The following is a 17,020-nucleotide window of genomic DNA, read 5'->3' as shown; positions in this document are numbered from 1 at the left end:
GAATAGTCGAAAGGCGCGAGTCATGTCCGGAATCACCGTCTACACCAAGCCCAACTGTCAGCAGTGCCGGTCGACGTTTCGGGCGCTCGACAAGGCCGGCCTCGACTACACCGCCGTCGACATCAGCGCCGACACCGAAGCCCGCGACTACGTGATGGCTCTCGGCTACCTCGTCGCGCCCGTCGTCGTCGTCGACGCCGACACCCACTGGAGCGGATACCGGGACGACCGCCTGTCCGAGCTCGTCGCCGCTTCCGCCGCCTGACCGCACACCGCAACCCACCACCGACCGAAGGAGAACCCACCCATGGCGCACCTCGCGTTCGACTACCAGCCCGACCACGACTTCATCGCCGCCCAGGTCGAAGCGGACCTCGCCGCCGAAACCACCAGCGCCGTCATCATCCCCGGCCCCTGGAACATCCACCCGACCGCCGACTCCACCGACGCCCGGTAAGGCCAGGACGTCATGAGCGCACTACGGGCAGTCCCCGAACCCGAGCAGAACCCGACCGACCCGGTCCTCGACCTCGCACCCGACGTCGCAGATCCCGGCACCGACACCGGCGCCGGCCTCGACCCGCGGACCGACCCGGAATCGTTGACCCTCTGCGCGCTCATGTGGTCTACCGACACCGCCGCCGCCGTCCGCGTCACCGACGCCCTCGTGCCGGCCGACTTCGCCGAGCCCGCCTACGCGGAACTGTTCACCCTGATCGCCGACCTCGTTGCCACCGGACAGCCGCACGACCCCGCCTCCGTCGCCGCTGTCCTGCACCGGGCCGGGGGAGGGCAGAAGGACGCACCGCTGCGCCGCGCGTTGGCGGACGTCGTCACCGCCGACACCACCGGATCCTCCGCCGCGGTGCACTACGCCGACATCGTGCTCTCCCAGTCCTACCGGCGGAGCTTCCACATCACCGGGCAGCGACTCATGCAGGCGGCCGAGCAAGGCCCCGAGGACGAGCTGTTCGACTACATGGTGCAGCTCGGCACCGCACAGCGCGCAGCGTGGAAGAGGCTCAACACCTTCCGGGCCGGGGGAGCTCACGCATGAACGGCGACGACACCGCCGCTGCGGATCCGGATCGGTACCTCACCGCCGACGGGACGCTCATCGCAGACGGTGACGACGCCGACCGGTGGCTCGACATCGGACACACGAGGTGCTGACTGACACTCTCGGCACCTGTGAGGTGCGGGCAAGGATGGTGCGAACCTCCCACCTTACGACCACGTGGCGGTCGAAGTTCGACATGCGCTGTTCTGATGTCACGTACGTGGCCTTCTCGACGGAATTATCCTGGCGTTCACTCGCGAAGGGAGTACGCGTGAAAAACACAGTTGCGGTCGCGGTCGTCACCCTCGTCTCGGCCGCGATGGTGATGGGTTGTTCCGATTCCGGGACGCCGGAACCGTCCGGTCTCACAGCAGACGAGACATATGACGAGCTCGTCGCCCTGTGGGAGCAATCGGGTCGGCTGATGCGCCCCTGCGAGGTGGACAAGGAAGACAAGCAATGTCAGTTCGCAGTGAGGGACGCTATTGCAGCAACCGGCGGCACCATGGGCACGTTACGAGGACTAGAGGTACCCGAGGCGGAGCTTGGGATGTTCGACACCATCCTGGACTCCATGATCGGTTTTGAGCGCGAGTGCTTCCCCGAACTCGGTTACGTCCCTAGCCCAGGCAGCCAGATGAGCTACTGCACGATGATGCCGGCCGGTGAATGGATGGGTGAGGTGGCAGTCAAGGAGTTGCAGCGACTGCGAGCCCTACCCAAGCAATAACGTCAATTCTCGGCGACAACCCTTGACGATTTAGGTGAGGCCGATGATTGCCGTCGTGACCAGGAGAGCGGTGGCGACGACGAGCAGAGCGATCCCGGCGGCGGCGTAGAGCATGTTGGTCGACGACGCGGCAACACCGGAACGCTGCGGCGACACCGCACGCGTTCGCGGCGGTGTTGTTCCGGCCGTTGCGCGAGGACGAGTGGTGGACGCGACGATAATCGACGCCACCATGACACCGGCCGATGCGATCGGCGTCAGCCACAACCCCCACCCGACCTCCGCGGTCGACGCCACCACACCGGACCCCGTTGCGATGCGGCGACTGGTGTCCATGATGTCGACGACCCCCACGACAGCACCGAGCACTCCACACAACGCGGCAAGAGCCATCACCGTGCGAGATGCGAACACCGCGCGCACGAACACCAAGAGCAGCGCCGCAGCACCCAGTCCGAGAACGGCTTTCCCGTCCGGTGTGCTCGTTCCCGCCGTCGACGCAGACGGGAACCTGGTGGTAGCCCACGGACCCAGCGCACTGATGACCAGAGCCAACGACGACAGCGCCGCGAGGACGTAGCCGGGCATGTTCATGTTCGACATCGCTGTCGGTGTCGTGGTGCTCATCGCCCGCTGCATCCTTTTCGTCCCGATCGGTCTTGGAACGCCATCCAACCCTGTCGATGTCCCGCAGACACAGCGGCCCGCACACAAGGTGCGAAGGACGGACGTCGACGCTCATGCACCGCCGTTGCAGGGCGGTCCCCACAGACCGGCACCCGCTGCCTGTGCGCGGTTCTCTGCGTCGTTGATGTCCACCGCGGCGGTGGGCGGATTGCCGCGGTCGTAGACGTACGAGCGCGCTGCGCCAGCCTCGGCGGCCGCGACCGAGTAGTTCCGCCCATCGGGGAGGACCAGGTACCGCAGGAGCCGGCCGTAGTCGTCCACCTCGTCCTGGCTCGGATCGGTGACCATCCCGACCTGTCGCCCGTCGAGCAGCGATCTCAAGAAGTCGGTCGCTTCCGGACCCCAACACTGCACCGGCGTCTCCGGCCGCTTCGTCTCCGAGGTGTCAATGCCGATGACCCGCACCCGTGCCATCCCGCCTGTGGAGGTCACGATGTCGACGGTGTCGCCGTCGACGACGCCCGTCACCGTCACCGTCTCACTGACACCGCCGACCTCCGACCACCCGCGGGCAGGCGCCTCCGGCGACACCGAGAAGTCCGCCGGTGGTTGGTTGCACCCGGAAGCGACTGCGCACACGGACAGTGCGCCGACCACCGCGACGCCGATTCGGCGACGCCGGGTCACGACGCCACCTGTTCGCCGGTGCCGCCCTGATCGCGTACGCGGTCGCGGTACCCGCGGCGTGCGGCATGTTCGGCGGTGATGAACGCCTCGACGTCGGCACCTCCGTCCGGCGTCCGGTGCGGGAACGTGCCGGGGATGTACCCGCACCCGGGCAATGGGGCGAGGGCGAACGCGTGGTCGTAGATCGGTTCGAGATCCCCGTCGTCGAAGAACTCCGTCTCCTCCGTCGACACCACCACCGGCACGGACTCCGGCAGCCCCATCCGCCGCGCCTTCTCCGTCGCCGCCGCGGTCCACGCGGCGAGGTAGGCGTCGGTGTCCGCGGCGTAGAGCCGGTCCACGGCGACCAGCTCCGCGCCGAGCTCGGTCACCGCCGCCGACGGTAGGTCGGCCGGCCGCATCGCCGCCCGGATGGTGGTCCGGTCCCGGTGCCACAGTTCCTGGATCCCGTAGTCGGAGAGCTGTTGGTCGCGGGTCTCGAGGTAGAGCACCACCGGCGCTGTCCGCTTCGCCAACGGCAACTGAGGGTCGGTTCCGAATGCCGCCAGTGCGGCGACGTGCTGCGCCGACTCGGACTGCGGGGACGCCGCCAACAGGGTGTCGGTGCCGCCGACGTTCGCCGCCGCCGACGCGGCCGCGAGTTCCAACACTGCGGCGACGTCCACGCTGCGGGTCTGCGCGATGCGGGTGAGGACGGAGGAGATCGCGTGCGCCGCCTGGTCGGGGTGGTCGAGATCCGCGAGTACCGATTCGGTGGACCCGACGATGTTGCGGGTCGGTCGTGCCGGGCCGCTTCCGTGGACGGTGACGAGTTGCATCATCACGTCGTCGACACCACGATCGGGGAGCGTCTGCACCTGGTGGCGGATGAACTCGTGCGCGCCGACGTCGTCGACGAACACCCCGTGCGCCAACGGTGTGCGGCCGGGTTCCCCCGCCGGAGTGCGCCGCCACACCGTCGCCTCGACCGCCGTGGTCGCGCCGGTCATGCGGTCGCCTGCTCGTCGACGGCCGCACCGTCGCTCGGTTCGGTGTCGACCGGTGTCCGCACTGTCGGGGTCGTTGCCTTGCTGCGCCGGGGGGTGCTGCGGCGGCCGGACCGGCGTGGTGCGGCCGGGGTGGGGAGGCCGGCGGCCTTGAGCTCCGCGGCGGTCCATCCGGCAGCGATCGCGTCGCGGTACGCCTTCTCGAACGTAGTGTCCGCGGTCGCGGCGGCGTCGCGTGCGTCGGCGACCGCGGAGTGCGCGGCGGCGGCCTCGGTGGCGGCGTCGAAGAGCGTCTCGACGAACCGGGTGCGGGTGTCGATCGCCTCGCGAGCGCGAGCGAGGACAGCGGACTTGTCGAGCGTGGTGATGGCAGACATGAGGGCCTTTCGAGATGGGAGCGTCGACCGGCACACGCAACCGAACACACACGACTGGTGGAGCTGCCGTGCGGCGGTGGTGCCGGTGGTGATGGACGCTCGACCGTGACCCTCATCGACGGTCGAACATGGACGACTTTAAATCATGGCCCCGACATGTGCACGGCCGCGCCGCACACATGTCCGGGTGTCAGGGTCAGTAGTAGCGGCGCGGGTAGACCCCACGGCTGCCGTTGCCGACGGACCCGCCGAGCATCGCCAGCGGAATCATGAACGCGAACACGACCGCGATGAGCGCGAACACCGCGGCGCCCGCGACGAGCGCGGCGATGACGGCACCGACGACGGCGATGGTGCCGAGCCAGATGATCGCGGCGGCGACCCATGCGAGTGGGCCGGTGCGATGTTCGGCGACGTACTTGATCCCGAGGATGAGCAGTCCGCCGCCGACCAGTGCCAGTGGTGTGAGCATGGTGGGTCCTCCCGGTCGGGGAGTGCACCACCAGGTGCGGCGCACGTATCCGTGACCTGCTGTCTACATCGGGGGTACGACACGTAGTTGTTGCCCTCGGGTACGGTGCGTAGTTCGGCCGAGAGCGATGTCGAGACGAGGCCCGCCGGACCGTCAGGACTCGGCGGGCTTCATCCCGTACTTCCAGGGTCGGCAAGTGGTCTGAATATGACGTCTGGAGCCAGGACCAACATCCATCCATCCGGATCCACGAAGGTGACAGCACCGTTGTCAGCCCAGTAGGGGTTAGCGGGCGTGACCGGCGTCTGTCCGCGCGCGGCCAATCGGTCGCACGCTCCGCGCAGCGATTCGGCGCCGTTGAGGTAGAGAACCAACTGATTCTCAGGGTTCGGATCCGGGATCGACGGTGCGTCGCGCACCTGTAGGAGTTCCATCTGAACTGAACTGTTCGGCAATCCGAACACAACGCCGTCGTACCCCTGGTGGTCTAGCCATTGCGCTAGTACCGGTAGGCCGACGATGTTTCGATAGAACACCAAGACGTCGTTGTACCGGGCGGTTGGCCGAGCAAACCGTACGGCGTTGACGTCGAGATGGTTCGGCCAAGAAGCTTCCATCAGTAGACGCTCTCATAGTGGACCCTTCGATAGAGGTCCACAGCTCGCAGGCAGAAGCGCGCACGCTGCTTGCCGTGCTCGCCGCGCCGGACCCGGCGCCCGACGACGCCGCCGCGGCGACGGGTCAGAACAGAGTCGGCCCCGCAGCTCCGGCGGTAGCGGCACTAGTCAGCGCAGCATGCAATCGGTCGGCGTCGTACCCACCTATCAGCGCGTCGCGGATGGCGAGCGCGCGCCCGTAGCGGCCGCGCGGATCGGCGTACGCCGGTGTCGGTCCGAGGTGCCGGCCGGTGGCGACGGCGTAGGCGAGGTTGCCCGCTTGGGTGCCGAGTTTGAGGTGTCCGTCTCCGACGCGCACGCACAACGTCTCGTTGCACTGGTGTTCCCCGACGACGTCGGGGCCGAGGTCGCCGTGCGCGAGGATCAGCGCGAACCGGTGCGCACCGATGGTGCGCTGGACGGCGCCGTCGAGGAAGTTGATGCGCCCGTACCCGTCGGGGTTCGACACCGCCCCGACGAAGAAGTGGCACCCCGGAGTGACGACCACTTTGGAGCGGAACCGCTCGATCGTCGCCGCCGACGGGGGAGCGGCCAGCGGGGTACCGCGGTGAGAGCTGCGCGCCGACGGCGCGGCGACGCCGGCGAAGCCGGGCAGGAGCAGTTGACCGTCGACCGGGGGCAGACCGGGCAGGGCGAGTTGACCGGGGACCGGGTCGTGCAACGCCGGATCGGGGGGAGGCATTTGCACCCGCAGTGGTGCTAGACCGCCGAGTCGGAAGCGTCGGCGGTGTGCGGGACGGGATTCGTGGTCGACGTCGCCGCGGCGGCGTCGTCGGGCGCCGGGCCCGGCGCGGTGAGCACGGCGAGCAGCGTGCGCGCTTCGCCGAGGGTGAGGCCGGCCAGCGCAGCGGCCGCAGTGAGCGTTCCCTCCCGCTGACGGATCGCGGCGAGGGCGCCGGCCTGACGGCGGCGGGAAGCCTCGATCTCTTCGGCTGCGGTGAAGAACTCGGTGAGCGAGTCCATGTTCGCCTTGTCGCGTTCGGCGCGGGCGGCGAGGACTTTGCGTTGCGCGTCGCGTGCGCGAGTGCGCGCCGCGACGCGGGCCGAGGTGGACGCCATGCCGGTCACCCTAACCGCAATCGCCACTTGCCCGCCGATTCCTAACACAACCCCCACCCGTGTCGACGTTCCGCTCCGCTGTCGACCACGAAACCACCATTCCTCCTCCGTCGTCACCCAGCACCTCGTTCCTCGTCTCACCCCGACTTCACACACCATTTGCTCTCGCAGAGCGCCTGCGGCACTATCGGACTGTGCACACCCGGTCGCTCGACCCCTACAAGGGGGGTCTGACGCGCCCCGAATGGGCCGCTGAGCGGCCATTTTGCACCCCAGCAGAACACCCTGCAGGGGCACTGCTCACGGGTGTCAGGGGCGGTGGTGTGCGGTGATGACGCTGCACCGCCTGCACGCGGGCGACGGATACACCTACCTCACGAAGCAGGTCGCGGCGTGCGATCACACCGTCACGCGCGGGCAGAACATCGCCGACTACTACACCGCCGAGGGCGCACCTCCCGGACTGTGGGCCGGCCGCGGAGCGACCGCACTCGGTGTCGACGGTGTGGTGTCCGAGACGCAGATGAAGGCACTGTTCGGCGAAGGGCTGCACCCGGACGCGGAGGCGAACATCGCCCGCGCCGCGGTATCGGGGGAGAACGTCGACCGCACCGCCGCCGCGCAGCAGCTCGGTCGCCCGTTCCCCAGCTTCGAGAACAAGGTGCCCTACCTCGCCGCCGTCAAGGACGCGGCGAACGCCGCGGCGAAGGACGCCGGTAAGGCGTTGTCGGCGGGGGAGCGTCAGCGTGTCCGCCTCGACGTCGCGCAGTCGTTCTTCCGCGACGCGCACGGACGCGACGGACTGCCGAAGGAGCTCACGGAGTTCATCCGCGCCCAGGAGTCGAAGGTGCGTCACCCCGTCGCCGGATACGACCTGGTGTTCACCCCGCAGAAGTCGATCAGCGCCCTGTGGGGACTCGGTGACGCCACCGCCAAGGAAGCGGTCGAGCGTGCCCACACCGAAGCGGTGAACGAGACGTTGGAGTGGATCCAGGCAGAGGCCGGGTTCACCCGCCGCGGCAACGGATCGACCGAGCAGGTCGAGACGGACGGGTTGGTCATCGCCCAGTTCGTGCACTACGACAACCGCACGGGGGATCCGAACCTGCACACGCACTGCGCGGTGTCGAACAAGGTCCGCACCACCGTCGACGGCAAGTGGCGCGCCCTCGACGCGCGTCCGTTGCACCGCGCCGCGGTCGCCGCGGCCGCCCGCTACAACTCCCTCGTCGCGGACAAGACCGCCCGCTACGCCGGCGTCCAGTTCGAGGACCGCGCCCGCGCCGACGGCAAACGTCCGGTGCGCGAGATCGTCGGGTTCGACCAGGAACTGTTGTCGGAGTTCTCCCGCCGCGACGCGATCATGGACCGCGCCCGCGAGCTCACCGAGGAGTACCGCGCCGAGCACGGACGCGCCCCGTCGAAGGCGCAGCAGATCCGACTCGTGCAGCAGGCGACGCTCGACACCCGGTCGGGCAAAGCGCCGCCGGTGTCGCTGTCGGTGATGCGCGGTCAGTGGCGTGAACGCGCCGAGACCCTCCTCGCCGAGCGCGGCATCGACGGCGGGGTGGACGCACTCCTCACCTCGGTGCAATCGCCGACCGCCACGTTCGACATCGTCACCGACATCGACGCGGACCAGTGGGCGGAGCGCGTCATCGACCGCGTGTCCACCGCCCGGTCGACGTGGACGGAGGCGAACGTGCGCACCGTCGTCGAGGACGAGCTCTCCCGCATCCGGTTCGCCGACCCGGCCCACGCCCGCCGCGCCGTCGAACAGGTCACCCACGCCGCCCTGCACCGCGAATCACTGCTCCTCGACATCACCCTCGACGACCTCCCGTCCGCGCTGACGCGCGCATCGGGGGAGTCGGTGTTCACCGACCACGGCGCATCCCGCTACTCCTCCGCAGCAGTCCTCGACGCCGAACAGCGCCTCATCGACGCCGCCCACACCCAGACGGTGTTCACCGTCTCGGAGGCCGCGTTCGACGGTGCCCGCGCACGCCGCGAAGCACTCGAATCCGCCCGCACGGGCGGAGAGTTCGTGTTCAACGACGGACAGCTCGACATGGCACGCCGCCTGGCCACCGCGGAAACACTCGTCGCCGTCGGTATCGGTCCCGCCGGCACCGGCAAGACCGCCTCGATGAAACTGCTCGTCGACTCCTGGCACGAACAAGGCCGCACCGTCCTCGCGCTGGGACCGTCCGCCGCCGCCGCGACGGTGCTCGGCGAGGACGTCGGTGTGCCCGGCCGCACTATCGCCGCCGTACTGCACCGGCACGCCATCGGCACCGAGACCGGTATCGATCGCGGCACCCTGATCCTCGTCGACGAAGCGGGCATGGCCTCGACCCGCGACCTCGACAAACTCGTGGCCCTGGCCGCCGAGCGCGGCGCGGTGGTGCGCATGATCGGCGACTCCGCACAGCTGGGCGCCGTCGACGCGGGCGGCGCGCTCGGCATGCTCGCCCGCGAGACGAGTGCGCCCGAGCTCGTCGACGTGGTGCGCTTCCGCGACCCCGCGGAGGCGACCGCGTCGCTGTCACTGCGCACCGGCGACGACACGGCGATCGAGTTCTACCGCACCCACGACCGCATGATCGGCGGCACGGACGACGAGCTGCTGGTGCGTCTGCTCGACGATAACCTCGCCGACACCCGCGACGGTTTGTCGTCGGTGATGCTCGCCCCCACCAACGAGCAGGTCCGCCGGCTCAACACCGCCGCCCAGGCGATCCACCACACCGAAGCCGGCACCGGCGACGGGATCTCCGCGCCGCTGTCGGACACCGCCCGCGCACACGTCGGCGACGTCGTGGTCACCAGGCGCAACCGCGCCGAGCTGCGCGCCACCGACGCCGCCGGACGCCGCTTCTCCGTGCAGAACGGTGACCTGTGGACCGTCACCGGTGTCGGTGAGGACGGCAGTATCGCCGTCACCGGCAACCGGCACGGCGCGCGCACCGTCCTGCCCGCCTGGTACGCCCAAGGGCACACCGAACTCGGCTACGCCCACACCATCCACCGCGCCCAGGGGCTCACCGTCGACGTCGGCCGCGCACTGCTCTCCGACGCCGTGGACAGACAGGCCGCGTACGTGGCGATGACCCGAGGCAAGGCCGGTAACTACGCCTACCTCGTCACCGACCAGCTCCCCGACCCGGACCTCGACCACGCCCCGCGGCCGGAAGCGACACCGACGACAGTGTTCGCCGGCATTCTCGCGCGCGACGGCGAAGAACGCGCCGCCGTGGAGCACCTACGCGCCGGGTTGGCCCGGGCATCGGACCCGCACCGGTTCCGCGAGTACTACGACACCGCCGCCGCGAAACTCGGCGACGCCCACGCCCGCCACCTGCTCGACACGGTGCTCCCGGCCGCGATCCACACCACCGCCCGAGCGCAGCGCGGGTGGGACGCCGCCGTGGCCGGTGTCCGCGACGCCATCGCCCGCGGCGCCGACGTCGACTCCGTCATCGACGTCCTCAGCGACCGTGGCTTGCACAGCGCCGGCAACATCCCCGTCGCGATCCTCGCCCGCCTCAAGAACGTTCAGACACCGGCGGCCCCGTCGACGGTGCCCGTGCTGCCCCCGCAGCACCACGGAGCGGACACGGAACTGCGCACCTTCGCCACCGCGATGGTCGCGGCGATCATCGACCCGCACGGCCCCGACGCGGTGTGGGCGACGGACCTCGACTACACCCACCCCCAGCAACAGGCGTACCGGAACGCGGTGCGGGCGCTGATCGACACCGACACCGACACCGCCCTGCAACACGCGCTGCCCGATCGCGTCGCCGACACCCTCACCGACCGCGACTGGACCGAACTGACCCGCCGCGTCGTCGACACCGCGCAGGCCGTGGACGGAGCCGCAGACCGTCTCGAGCTCAGCCTCGCCCGCTTCGACACCACGGAAGCTGAAGCCGTGCGCACACTCGCACAGACCCTCGCCGTCGACACCGCCGACGTCGACCTGGCGGTGTACGTCGACGAGCTGCGCGGCTACCTCGACCTGCCCGACTCCCGCAGGCAGGCAGAAACCAAGGCCGACGCGGAGGCACCCCGGGCCGACCGGCCCGGTTCCGCCGCCGAGAGGGTGGACCGCTCGACGCCAATGCCGACTCCCGTGCTCGATGACCGCGGTGCCCGCACCGATCCTGCGCTGCCCACGCGCGCCGACGCCGAGACAAGAGAGGTCGCAGCGGCGATGTCCCGCGACCCGCTGCGACTCCTGACCACGCAGGACCTCGACGCGGCGCTGGCGGACGCAGCTCGTCGCCGGGCGACACTGGACCAGCAGATGCGCCTCGCTCGTGCAGCGAAGGCCGCGGCTTTGGGGCAGCGGTCGGTCCACGCGGTGCGCGCAGAGCACGCAGCGGTAGCAGCACCCGCAGCGGCGGCGGTGGCCGTGGAGAAGGCACGCGCCCGCAAGGACCAGCTCGACGCCAAGTTCGCCGCCACAGTCCGCGGCCTCGACGCCGCGCAACTGGACCTCGCAAGGGCCGGGCGGTTCGCCGGCGCGGCCAAGGCCGAAGCACGCGAGCGCATCGCTGCCCTGACAGCCGAGCGTGAACAACTCAACGTCGCACGATTCGCCGCAGCGGACGACGTGCGCCGAGCGACGCAGGCGGCGCCGCCCCCCGCCCAACGCGCAGCACTGATCGAGGCCGCGGCGCGATCGGAAGCCACTCTCGACGACAGGCTTGCCGCGGCCGCCGAGCGTGACCGCTCCGTCGCCGAGCGAGCCGACGCCGCAGCCGTACGAGTGGAGCGCGACCGCGAAAGTGTCGCCGCACTCCGGCGTCGCTTACGTGAGGAGAGCGAACGCAGAGGCGGCCTCGACGACTCGTCGACCCGCATCGAACAGCAGCTCCGCCGCCCCGCGGAGGTCGAGACCACACGAGGAACCGGTGACGGTGAGACGTACCGGGATGCCGCCCACGTCGCCGCCACACAGGCGCAGCTCGAACGCCAACAAGCCAGTGAGCGAGCGGCCGAGGTGCAGCGCGAGCGTGCGAATCGGGGAAGTGAACGGCAGCTCTGACCGAGCCGCTGCGTCGGCGCGGTGGCCCTGCAGGCTCACAGCCCGCACACGACTGCGCGCCCCTGGAGATTCGGGGGCGCGCACGTCGTTACTGGTTCGGTGTCCTATCGGTTGCCCAAGTCGTCGTAGATGAACGTGGCCGCGCCGTCGACGTCCTCGATCACCGTCGCCGGCACGTACACGCACCCATCCACAGCAGTGTGGGAGCACTCGTTCCACCGGGCGGTGCCGCCCAGGCGACCCAGGACCGGCCAGCACCACATCACATGCCACGCAACGAGATCGGACCCCGGCTCACCGTTGTAGTAGGCCGCGTCGTGGGCGACCATCAACGCGGTCAGCTCCTCCACGGCCACGCTGTGCCGGAACCAGCAGGGAGGGATCGCGAGGTCGGCCGGCGCCGGGTACCGCCGCCGGAACCACTCGACCCAGACCGTCAGGCGTCCCCACAGCTCCTCCGCCCGGTCGGCGTCCAGATTGGCCCACCGATACGACACCACATCGGCGTCCCCTGCGGTGGGCACCTCGCCTTCGAGGTCCGCGACGTCGTCGAAATCGGTCACAGTCTCGCCTCCTGGCCCTGCTCTTCGTCGACGACGACTCCGTCGGCGGACGTCGGCGTGAGCACCCGCCCGGCCGCCACACTGCGCAGTGCCCATTGTTCCGACTCGGCGACGATCTCGGCGATGGCGGGATCCTCGTAGTAACCGAGCAACGTCACCATCACCGCCTTGGAGTTGCGGCGGATGACGAGCGCGGTCTTGTCGGGCATCTCGCGGATCGCGCTCTCGGTCATGATCGGCCGCACCACCAGCGATCCTTGCCGCTGCCGGGTCATTCCCCCGTCGCGTTTGTTGTCGGGAGCGTTCAGCACCAGTTCCTCGCGCTGCCCGATCAGCGTGGAGATCTCACGCAGCGCGTTGGTGTCGAGCAAGCCGGGCAGCACGATCCGGGTGTTCGCCGATCCGACGAACAGGGCAGCCCCCTCTCGCCCCCAGCGTTTCTCGGTCTGCGAGCGGTTGTGGGTGAAGCACCACAGCGAGATCCCGCGCCCGCCGGAATCGCTCATCTTCTCCGGCAGCTCCGGGATCGGGGCAACGTTGTTGACCTCGTCGAGGAGCATCTTGAGTGGCGGGTCGATCCGACGCGAGGGCAAGGTCTGGGAGTAGTCCGAGGCGACCTTGAACACCTCCGCCGCGAGCAATGCCACGAACGGTGCGACGGACTCGTTGCCACCTTCGGAGAGCAGGTACAGAGTGCCTGTGTTGGTGCGCACGAACTCCGCGACGTCGAAGGACTCTTCGGCCGGGCAGTCCACCGCGGCGAGCAGCGCGGGGGAGGCGAGCGGTTCCATGATGGACGAGAGCACCTGGACGATTGTGTCGGTGGTCTTGTCTGCACGGGAGTCGAGGATGCCGCTGAGCGCTTCGGCCCAGTCGGGGCGGTGTTCGCTCAGGATTCGCAACGCTTCTTCGGGCGCTTTCGACGAGCACCAGCGGGCGACCGCGGCCAGGCCGAGATCGGCGAGCGCCGCGGCGTGCAGGTAGCACCGCAGCATCGTCTTGGCGCGGCCCTCGAAGAAGTCCGCGCCGGTCGCGCCTTCCATCGGGCGGGCCGAGACCAGCGCAACGGCTCGCCGGATAGCGACATCCGGATCCTCGCACCCCGCGACCGCCGAGAACTTGATCCGGTCCGGCCACTGCGAGATGTTCTCCGGATCGAACACGGCGATCGTGCCCTGCCGCGAGCGGGGCAACCACGTCAGATAGACGATCTCAGCTTTCGTGCTGGACAGCACCAACGCCCCCGGCGCGGGAAGGGCGTTCGGAACGACGATCTGCGAGGTCTTACCCGCCTGTGCCGGCCCCTCGATCAGGTGGGAATCGGCGTGCTGAACCCACACCGGAACGCCGGAGGCGTGCTCCAAACCCAACAGAGCGCCATAACGGGTCGACGGAACCGAGGTGTCGTCGTGTTCGGAGCCGCGACGACGAGTCGCTCCGCCGTCTTTCGTGAACGCGGCAGCACCGGAGTCGGTGGCCAGTGTCGCGGTGTGCTCGTAGCGGGCCGAGTTCTCCTGCCCCCGGAGGCGGACACTCTTCTCAGTCATCCCCGACCGGTGCAGGTCTGCCTTCGTCGCGAGACCTTCCGGTGTGGGCATCGGCGCCCGCGACCGGCGCCGCGCCGCTGCCCGAACCGCGAATCCCGCGGCGACGACAAGAACAGCGGCCAGCACCACTGCGACGACCGTGGACGCGGGGTGCCACACGACCTCCCCGGTCAGCAACGCGGGAACCGTGGCGAACGGGTTGTAGGAGACGTCGCCGTCACCGTGCGCCAGGGCCGACCCCCACACCGCGGCAACCGTGACGAGCACGGCTGCAATAACGAATAATCCGAACAACCACAACGCAACGGTCGCCCACATCTCGTTGCGGTAGAGGTCGCGGACGATCACACCGTCTTTGCGGCGTGTCACTGGACGACCGCCGTCCGGGCAAGTGCGAAGGAAATGAGGGCAATGGATCTCATGAGGGTCCTTTTCGGGAGCGTCGGCACGACACCGCAGGGCCAGGGCCGCCGCATCGTCATGCGCAGCGACACCGACCCTTTTGACGGGATGGACGCTTGACCGTGACCCTCATCGACGGTCGAACACGGTTCACGATAGCCGATCTCGGTGCGGTGCGAGCGGGGGCGATCTGGCAACGCCGGCGGCCCGTGAGTAAGTGACCAATCGACAGGAATGGGGTACCAAGGGGATGAGGAGTACCGCGAGGTGAAAGATCCCCCGGGTGTTGGGCGCACGCAGCCGAAATGTGGATAGGGGGCGGCCCGTACTCGTATGGGCCAGAATGAGCTGATGACATCGACGCCTCCGCTGCCGCCTCAGTCGACGGACTTCCTCCGGCGGAAAGCCTGGGATCGCGCTCTTGACGCGTCCGGCACGGCTAGCCTGTTCGAAGCTCGCGCAGGTAGATTAGGCGGGCGATTGAATGCGTTGTCCTTTGCAGGTTTTGGTATCCCAATTATTGTCGGCATCGTTGCAGCAATTGGCTTACCGGCGTCGGCAGTCGATGTTGTGTTAATAGTTGCGGCCGCATTGGGCGGTATTCAATTAGTCTGGAGCTTGTGGTCATTGGTGGCAAACTGGAGCGGGAAAAATAGTCACGCGATTCAATCGATGATGACAAACCGCCAGCTTGCGGAGTCCTATACGCGTCTCGCGACCCAACCGCCGCCTGACGTGGATGATTTACAAAGCGCTCTCGACGTAATTGAAGCAAGAGACTTTGCTCAACAGGATAGTGATTTAGCCAACCAAATAACACGCCAAGAGAAACGGTTTGGTATGCGTTGTGCTCTGTTTTCCCGCGGCAAACCCTGTGCTGGATGTACTATCGTCCCGACATCATTGAAACCGACAGATTGCGGAGTGTGTGGTGACTTCCCCAAGCGCTGGGCCAAGTAGGCGGGTAGGTCTCGTTCTCAACGGGTTTGTCGAGTTACGACCTGAAGAGCAACAAGAGTTCATCAGGGTTCTGAACCGTTACAACCAAGGCGGAGCTACTGAACGGACGAGTCTCCGAAAAAGTTTTGGAGCAAGTCGGGTCAGTCTTGGGCCAACAGGATCGACCTGCGCCTGTTGTGGTCGTTGAAACACTCCGCCCACTTCGGGGTGACACATCTGGGACACCTCGAGTAGCTACTCGATACCGACCTCGTCCCAGGCTTTGTCAGCAAGTGTGTGCGCGTCTGCGCGCATGCCAGCAAAACTTCCCTTAAAGAGATAGTGGAGGCCATGCGCCTCTTCCCACTCATCCCAGTCGCCGTTTGGCTGTGTCGATCCCCAAATAGTGCAGACAACTTTTCGGAAATCTTCCAGGTAGGTTGAGTTGTTGAATAAGGAGTCTGGCACGTTGTAAACGAGACACTCAACCAGGTAGGAAGGAAGTTCGTTTTCAAGCACACCAGCATCCATTAGACGAGTCTGCATTTTCTTTAGACAGCGAACCATCCGCTTGTACCGGCGGTGCGTTCGTTCATTTTTCTCGGTACCGCGGATCACCTGAATTTTTGGAAAGTTGTTCTTGTATCCACCATCGCTCGGGTAGACGCGTGAGCCCACATGTACCACGGGGTCGCCCCAAGCATTGATTCGGTCGAAACGGCGATACTCCCACGAGGGCACTACATCAGCCGGCAGGGTTGTCTTATCTTCCCGCACGCGATAAGCAATCTTCCCAATCTCGATAGCGTCCGAGCCAAAGGTATTGATGAGTGCAGCTTTTATGTCTCGCTTGAAGTCTTCTCGACTGTAGGTGTCGTCTGAGGCGTAAACACCAACCTCAGAATCGTCGTGACCCTGTAGGTCAAAGCAGAGGTCTGAATAGAAGTAGCCCGTGTATTCAACCGCTACGTCGACATCGTAATTAAGCCGGACATTCGTGTTGTTGGCGTACGAACCCTTGACGTAGACCCTGTACTTGCCCGATAGAGGCACGTAGTCGTTGAGAGCGGCACGGATCTGCTGCTCAGTGCGATCGCGTTTAGATTCCTCGTTGTCACTCGGCCGCTTTGCAGCACTGCGTAGCCATGATTCCCAGTCCACTAGCTTCCTCCTGTCTCCCGCACCATCCGCTGCCCCTCGTCGAACGTGTTGACTAGATCCTTCCCGACTCGACTGGCTTGGTAGGTGCCACGGGTCTCGCGAGCGGTCCAGTACTCACCGGTGAGCGTCATGGGACGCAGGCCTCCTAGTTCGATAGAGGACCCACCCGTATGCGTCGCACTGCCCGCTTGCCTGAACTCAAGGCGGGGCTCGTTCTGATACTGGTACTGGACGGAGAAGTCCTGTGCCTGATTCTGGACGACTTGGGCCGCGGCCGACCGAGATTTGCTCTCTGCGCTGATCATCGTGATCGAGATCGTGGTCAGCGTCTGGCGGATCACAAAGAAGACCTCATGGGTGGAGTCAATTGGCACTCCGTCGTTGTCCCTGCGGTAAGACTTGAGCTCGCCGTGCCATGTTCCGACGAGATAGGGCTGGCGGGCCGCACGCAACAGCGGGCCCCAGTGCCACGCGTAGGTGTCGTACGCCCCGAAAAGCAACGCCAACACGGTGGGTAAGAAACCGAGAACCTTGCCCGCGGCGTGCGGCAATGAGATGCCATAGATCAGGAACACAACCGAGTAGGCGCCCACGACGATGTAGGCCGTAGTCCGGACGCGCGTTGAGGCTTTCACAATGCCTCTTGCGCGCTGCGGGGGCTCATCTTGACCTCATCG

At 67.3% G+C, this 17,020-nt stretch carries 18 protein-coding genes; 6 read left to right on the top strand and 12 right to left on the bottom strand.

The window, feature by feature from the left end; genetic code table 11:
• Positions 1-22: 22 nt before the first annotated feature.
• From nrdH to OG947_RS07565, 4 genes are all read left to right on the top strand, one after another.
• Positions 23-265: a glutaredoxin-like protein NrdH gene (gene nrdH / locus OG947_RS07580; RefSeq protein ID WP_328813555.1), complete on the top strand. Its 243-nt coding sequence runs from the start codon at positions 23-25 to the stop codon at positions 263-265.
• A 42-nt stretch (positions 266-307) separates the two neighbouring features.
• Complete coding sequence (locus OG947_RS07575; RefSeq protein ID WP_328813554.1) at positions 308-457, top strand: hypothetical protein; 150 nt, start codon at positions 308-310, stop codon at positions 455-457.
• Between the two features lie 12 nt (positions 458-469).
• Positions 470-1,057, top strand: coding sequence for a DnaB-like helicase N-terminal domain-containing protein (locus OG947_RS07570; protein WP_328813553.1), 588 nt, complete (start codon positions 470-472; stop codon positions 1,055-1,057).
• 274 nt (positions 1,058-1,331) lie between these two features.
• Positions 1,332-1,790, top strand: coding sequence for a hypothetical protein (locus OG947_RS07565; protein ID WP_328813552.1), 459 nt, complete (start codon positions 1,332-1,334; stop codon positions 1,788-1,790).
• A gap of 30 nt (positions 1,791-1,820) precedes the next feature.
• On the opposite strand, the gene OG947_RS07560 is transcribed toward OG947_RS07565, so the two are convergent.
• The 8 genes from OG947_RS07560 to OG947_RS07525 all read right to left on the bottom strand — a co-directional run bounded on the left by OG947_RS07560 (position 1,821) and on the right by OG947_RS07525 (position 6,675).
• Positions 1,821-2,417, bottom strand: a complete 597-nt coding sequence (locus OG947_RS07560; protein ID WP_328813551.1) for a hypothetical protein — start codon at positions 2,415-2,417, stop codon at positions 1,821-1,823.
• 111 nt (positions 2,418-2,528) lie between these two features.
• On the bottom strand, positions 2,529-3,104 hold the full coding sequence (locus OG947_RS07555) for a thermonuclease family protein (protein ID WP_328813550.1): 576 nt from the start codon (positions 3,102-3,104) through the stop codon (positions 2,529-2,531).
• Positions 3,101-4,093, bottom strand: a complete 993-nt coding sequence (locus OG947_RS07550) for a hypothetical protein (RefSeq protein ID WP_328813549.1) — start codon at positions 4,091-4,093, stop codon at positions 3,101-3,103. Before OG947_RS07550 ends, OG947_RS07555 begins: the two co-directional genes overlap by 4 nt.
• Positions 4,090-4,467, bottom strand: coding sequence for a hypothetical protein (locus tag OG947_RS07545; protein ID WP_328813548.1), 378 nt, complete (start codon positions 4,465-4,467; stop codon positions 4,090-4,092). Before OG947_RS07545 ends, OG947_RS07550 begins: the two co-directional genes overlap by 4 nt.
• Before the next feature lie 196 nt (positions 4,468-4,663).
• The gene (locus OG947_RS07540; RefSeq protein ID WP_328813547.1) at positions 4,664-4,939 is read right to left on the bottom strand and encodes a hypothetical protein; all 276 of its coding nucleotides are present in this window, start codon (positions 4,937-4,939) and stop codon (positions 4,664-4,666) included.
• A gap of 170 nt (positions 4,940-5,109) precedes the next feature.
• Entirely contained in the window at positions 5,110-5,556 is a 447-nt protein-coding gene (locus tag OG947_RS07535; RefSeq protein WP_328813546.1) for a VOC family protein, read from the bottom strand.
• Between the two features lie 124 nt (positions 5,557-5,680).
• Complete coding sequence (locus OG947_RS07530) at positions 5,681-6,298, bottom strand: hypothetical protein (protein WP_328813545.1); 618 nt, start codon at positions 6,296-6,298, stop codon at positions 5,681-5,683.
• 17 nt (positions 6,299-6,315) lie between these two features.
• The gene (locus OG947_RS07525) at positions 6,316-6,675 is read right to left on the bottom strand and encodes a hypothetical protein (protein ID WP_328813544.1); all 360 of its coding nucleotides are present in this window, start codon (positions 6,673-6,675) and stop codon (positions 6,316-6,318) included.
• 331 nt (positions 6,676-7,006) lie between these two features.
• Between OG947_RS07525 and mobF the strand changes: the two genes are divergently transcribed.
• Positions 7,007-11,731, top strand: a complete 4,725-nt coding sequence (gene mobF, locus OG947_RS07520) for a MobF family relaxase (RefSeq protein ID WP_328813543.1) — start codon at positions 7,007-7,009, stop codon at positions 11,729-11,731.
• 104 nt (positions 11,732-11,835) lie between these two features.
• On the opposite strand, the gene OG947_RS07515 is transcribed toward mobF, so the two are convergent.
• Positions 11,836-12,294 carry a hypothetical protein gene (locus OG947_RS07515; RefSeq protein WP_328813542.1) on the bottom strand — a complete coding sequence of 153 codons (459 nt, stop codon included), beginning with the start codon at positions 12,292-12,294 and terminating at the stop codon, positions 11,836-11,838.
• Complete coding sequence (locus OG947_RS07510) at positions 12,291-14,210, bottom strand: type IV secretory system conjugative DNA transfer family protein (RefSeq protein ID WP_328813541.1); 1,920 nt, start codon at positions 14,208-14,210, stop codon at positions 12,291-12,293. The genes OG947_RS07515 and OG947_RS07510 overlap by 4 nt, the downstream gene beginning before the upstream one ends.
• Before the next feature lie 384 nt (positions 14,211-14,594).
• Here OG947_RS07510 and OG947_RS07505 point away from each other — a divergent pair, with 384 nt between their 5' ends.
• The gene (locus tag OG947_RS07505; protein ID WP_328813540.1) at positions 14,595-15,203 is read left to right on the top strand and encodes a mobilome CxxCx(11)CxxC protein; all 609 of its coding nucleotides are present in this window, start codon (positions 14,595-14,597) and stop codon (positions 15,201-15,203) included.
• Positions 15,204-15,437: 234 nt separating this feature from the next.
• On the opposite strand, the gene OG947_RS07500 is transcribed toward OG947_RS07505, so the two are convergent.
• Both OG947_RS07500 and OG947_RS07495 read right to left on the bottom strand, forming a co-directional pair.
• Complete coding sequence (locus OG947_RS07500; RefSeq protein WP_328813539.1) at positions 15,438-16,343, bottom strand: hypothetical protein; 906 nt, start codon at positions 16,341-16,343, stop codon at positions 15,438-15,440.
• Positions 16,343-16,936 (bottom strand): hypothetical protein, encoded by a 594-nt coding sequence (locus OG947_RS07495; RefSeq protein WP_328813538.1) that lies wholly within the window; start codon positions 16,934-16,936, stop codon positions 16,343-16,345. The genes OG947_RS07500 and OG947_RS07495 overlap by 1 nt, the downstream gene beginning before the upstream one ends.
• Positions 16,937-17,020 lie beyond the last annotated feature (84 nt).

This window comes from Rhodococcus sp. NBC_00297 (assembly GCF_036173065.1).
Classification (GTDB): domain Bacteria; phylum Actinomycetota; class Actinomycetes; order Mycobacteriales; family Mycobacteriaceae; genus Rhodococcoides.
Note: the sequence above shows the minus strand (reverse complement) of the source record. Positions and strands in the feature narration are given on the sequence as shown.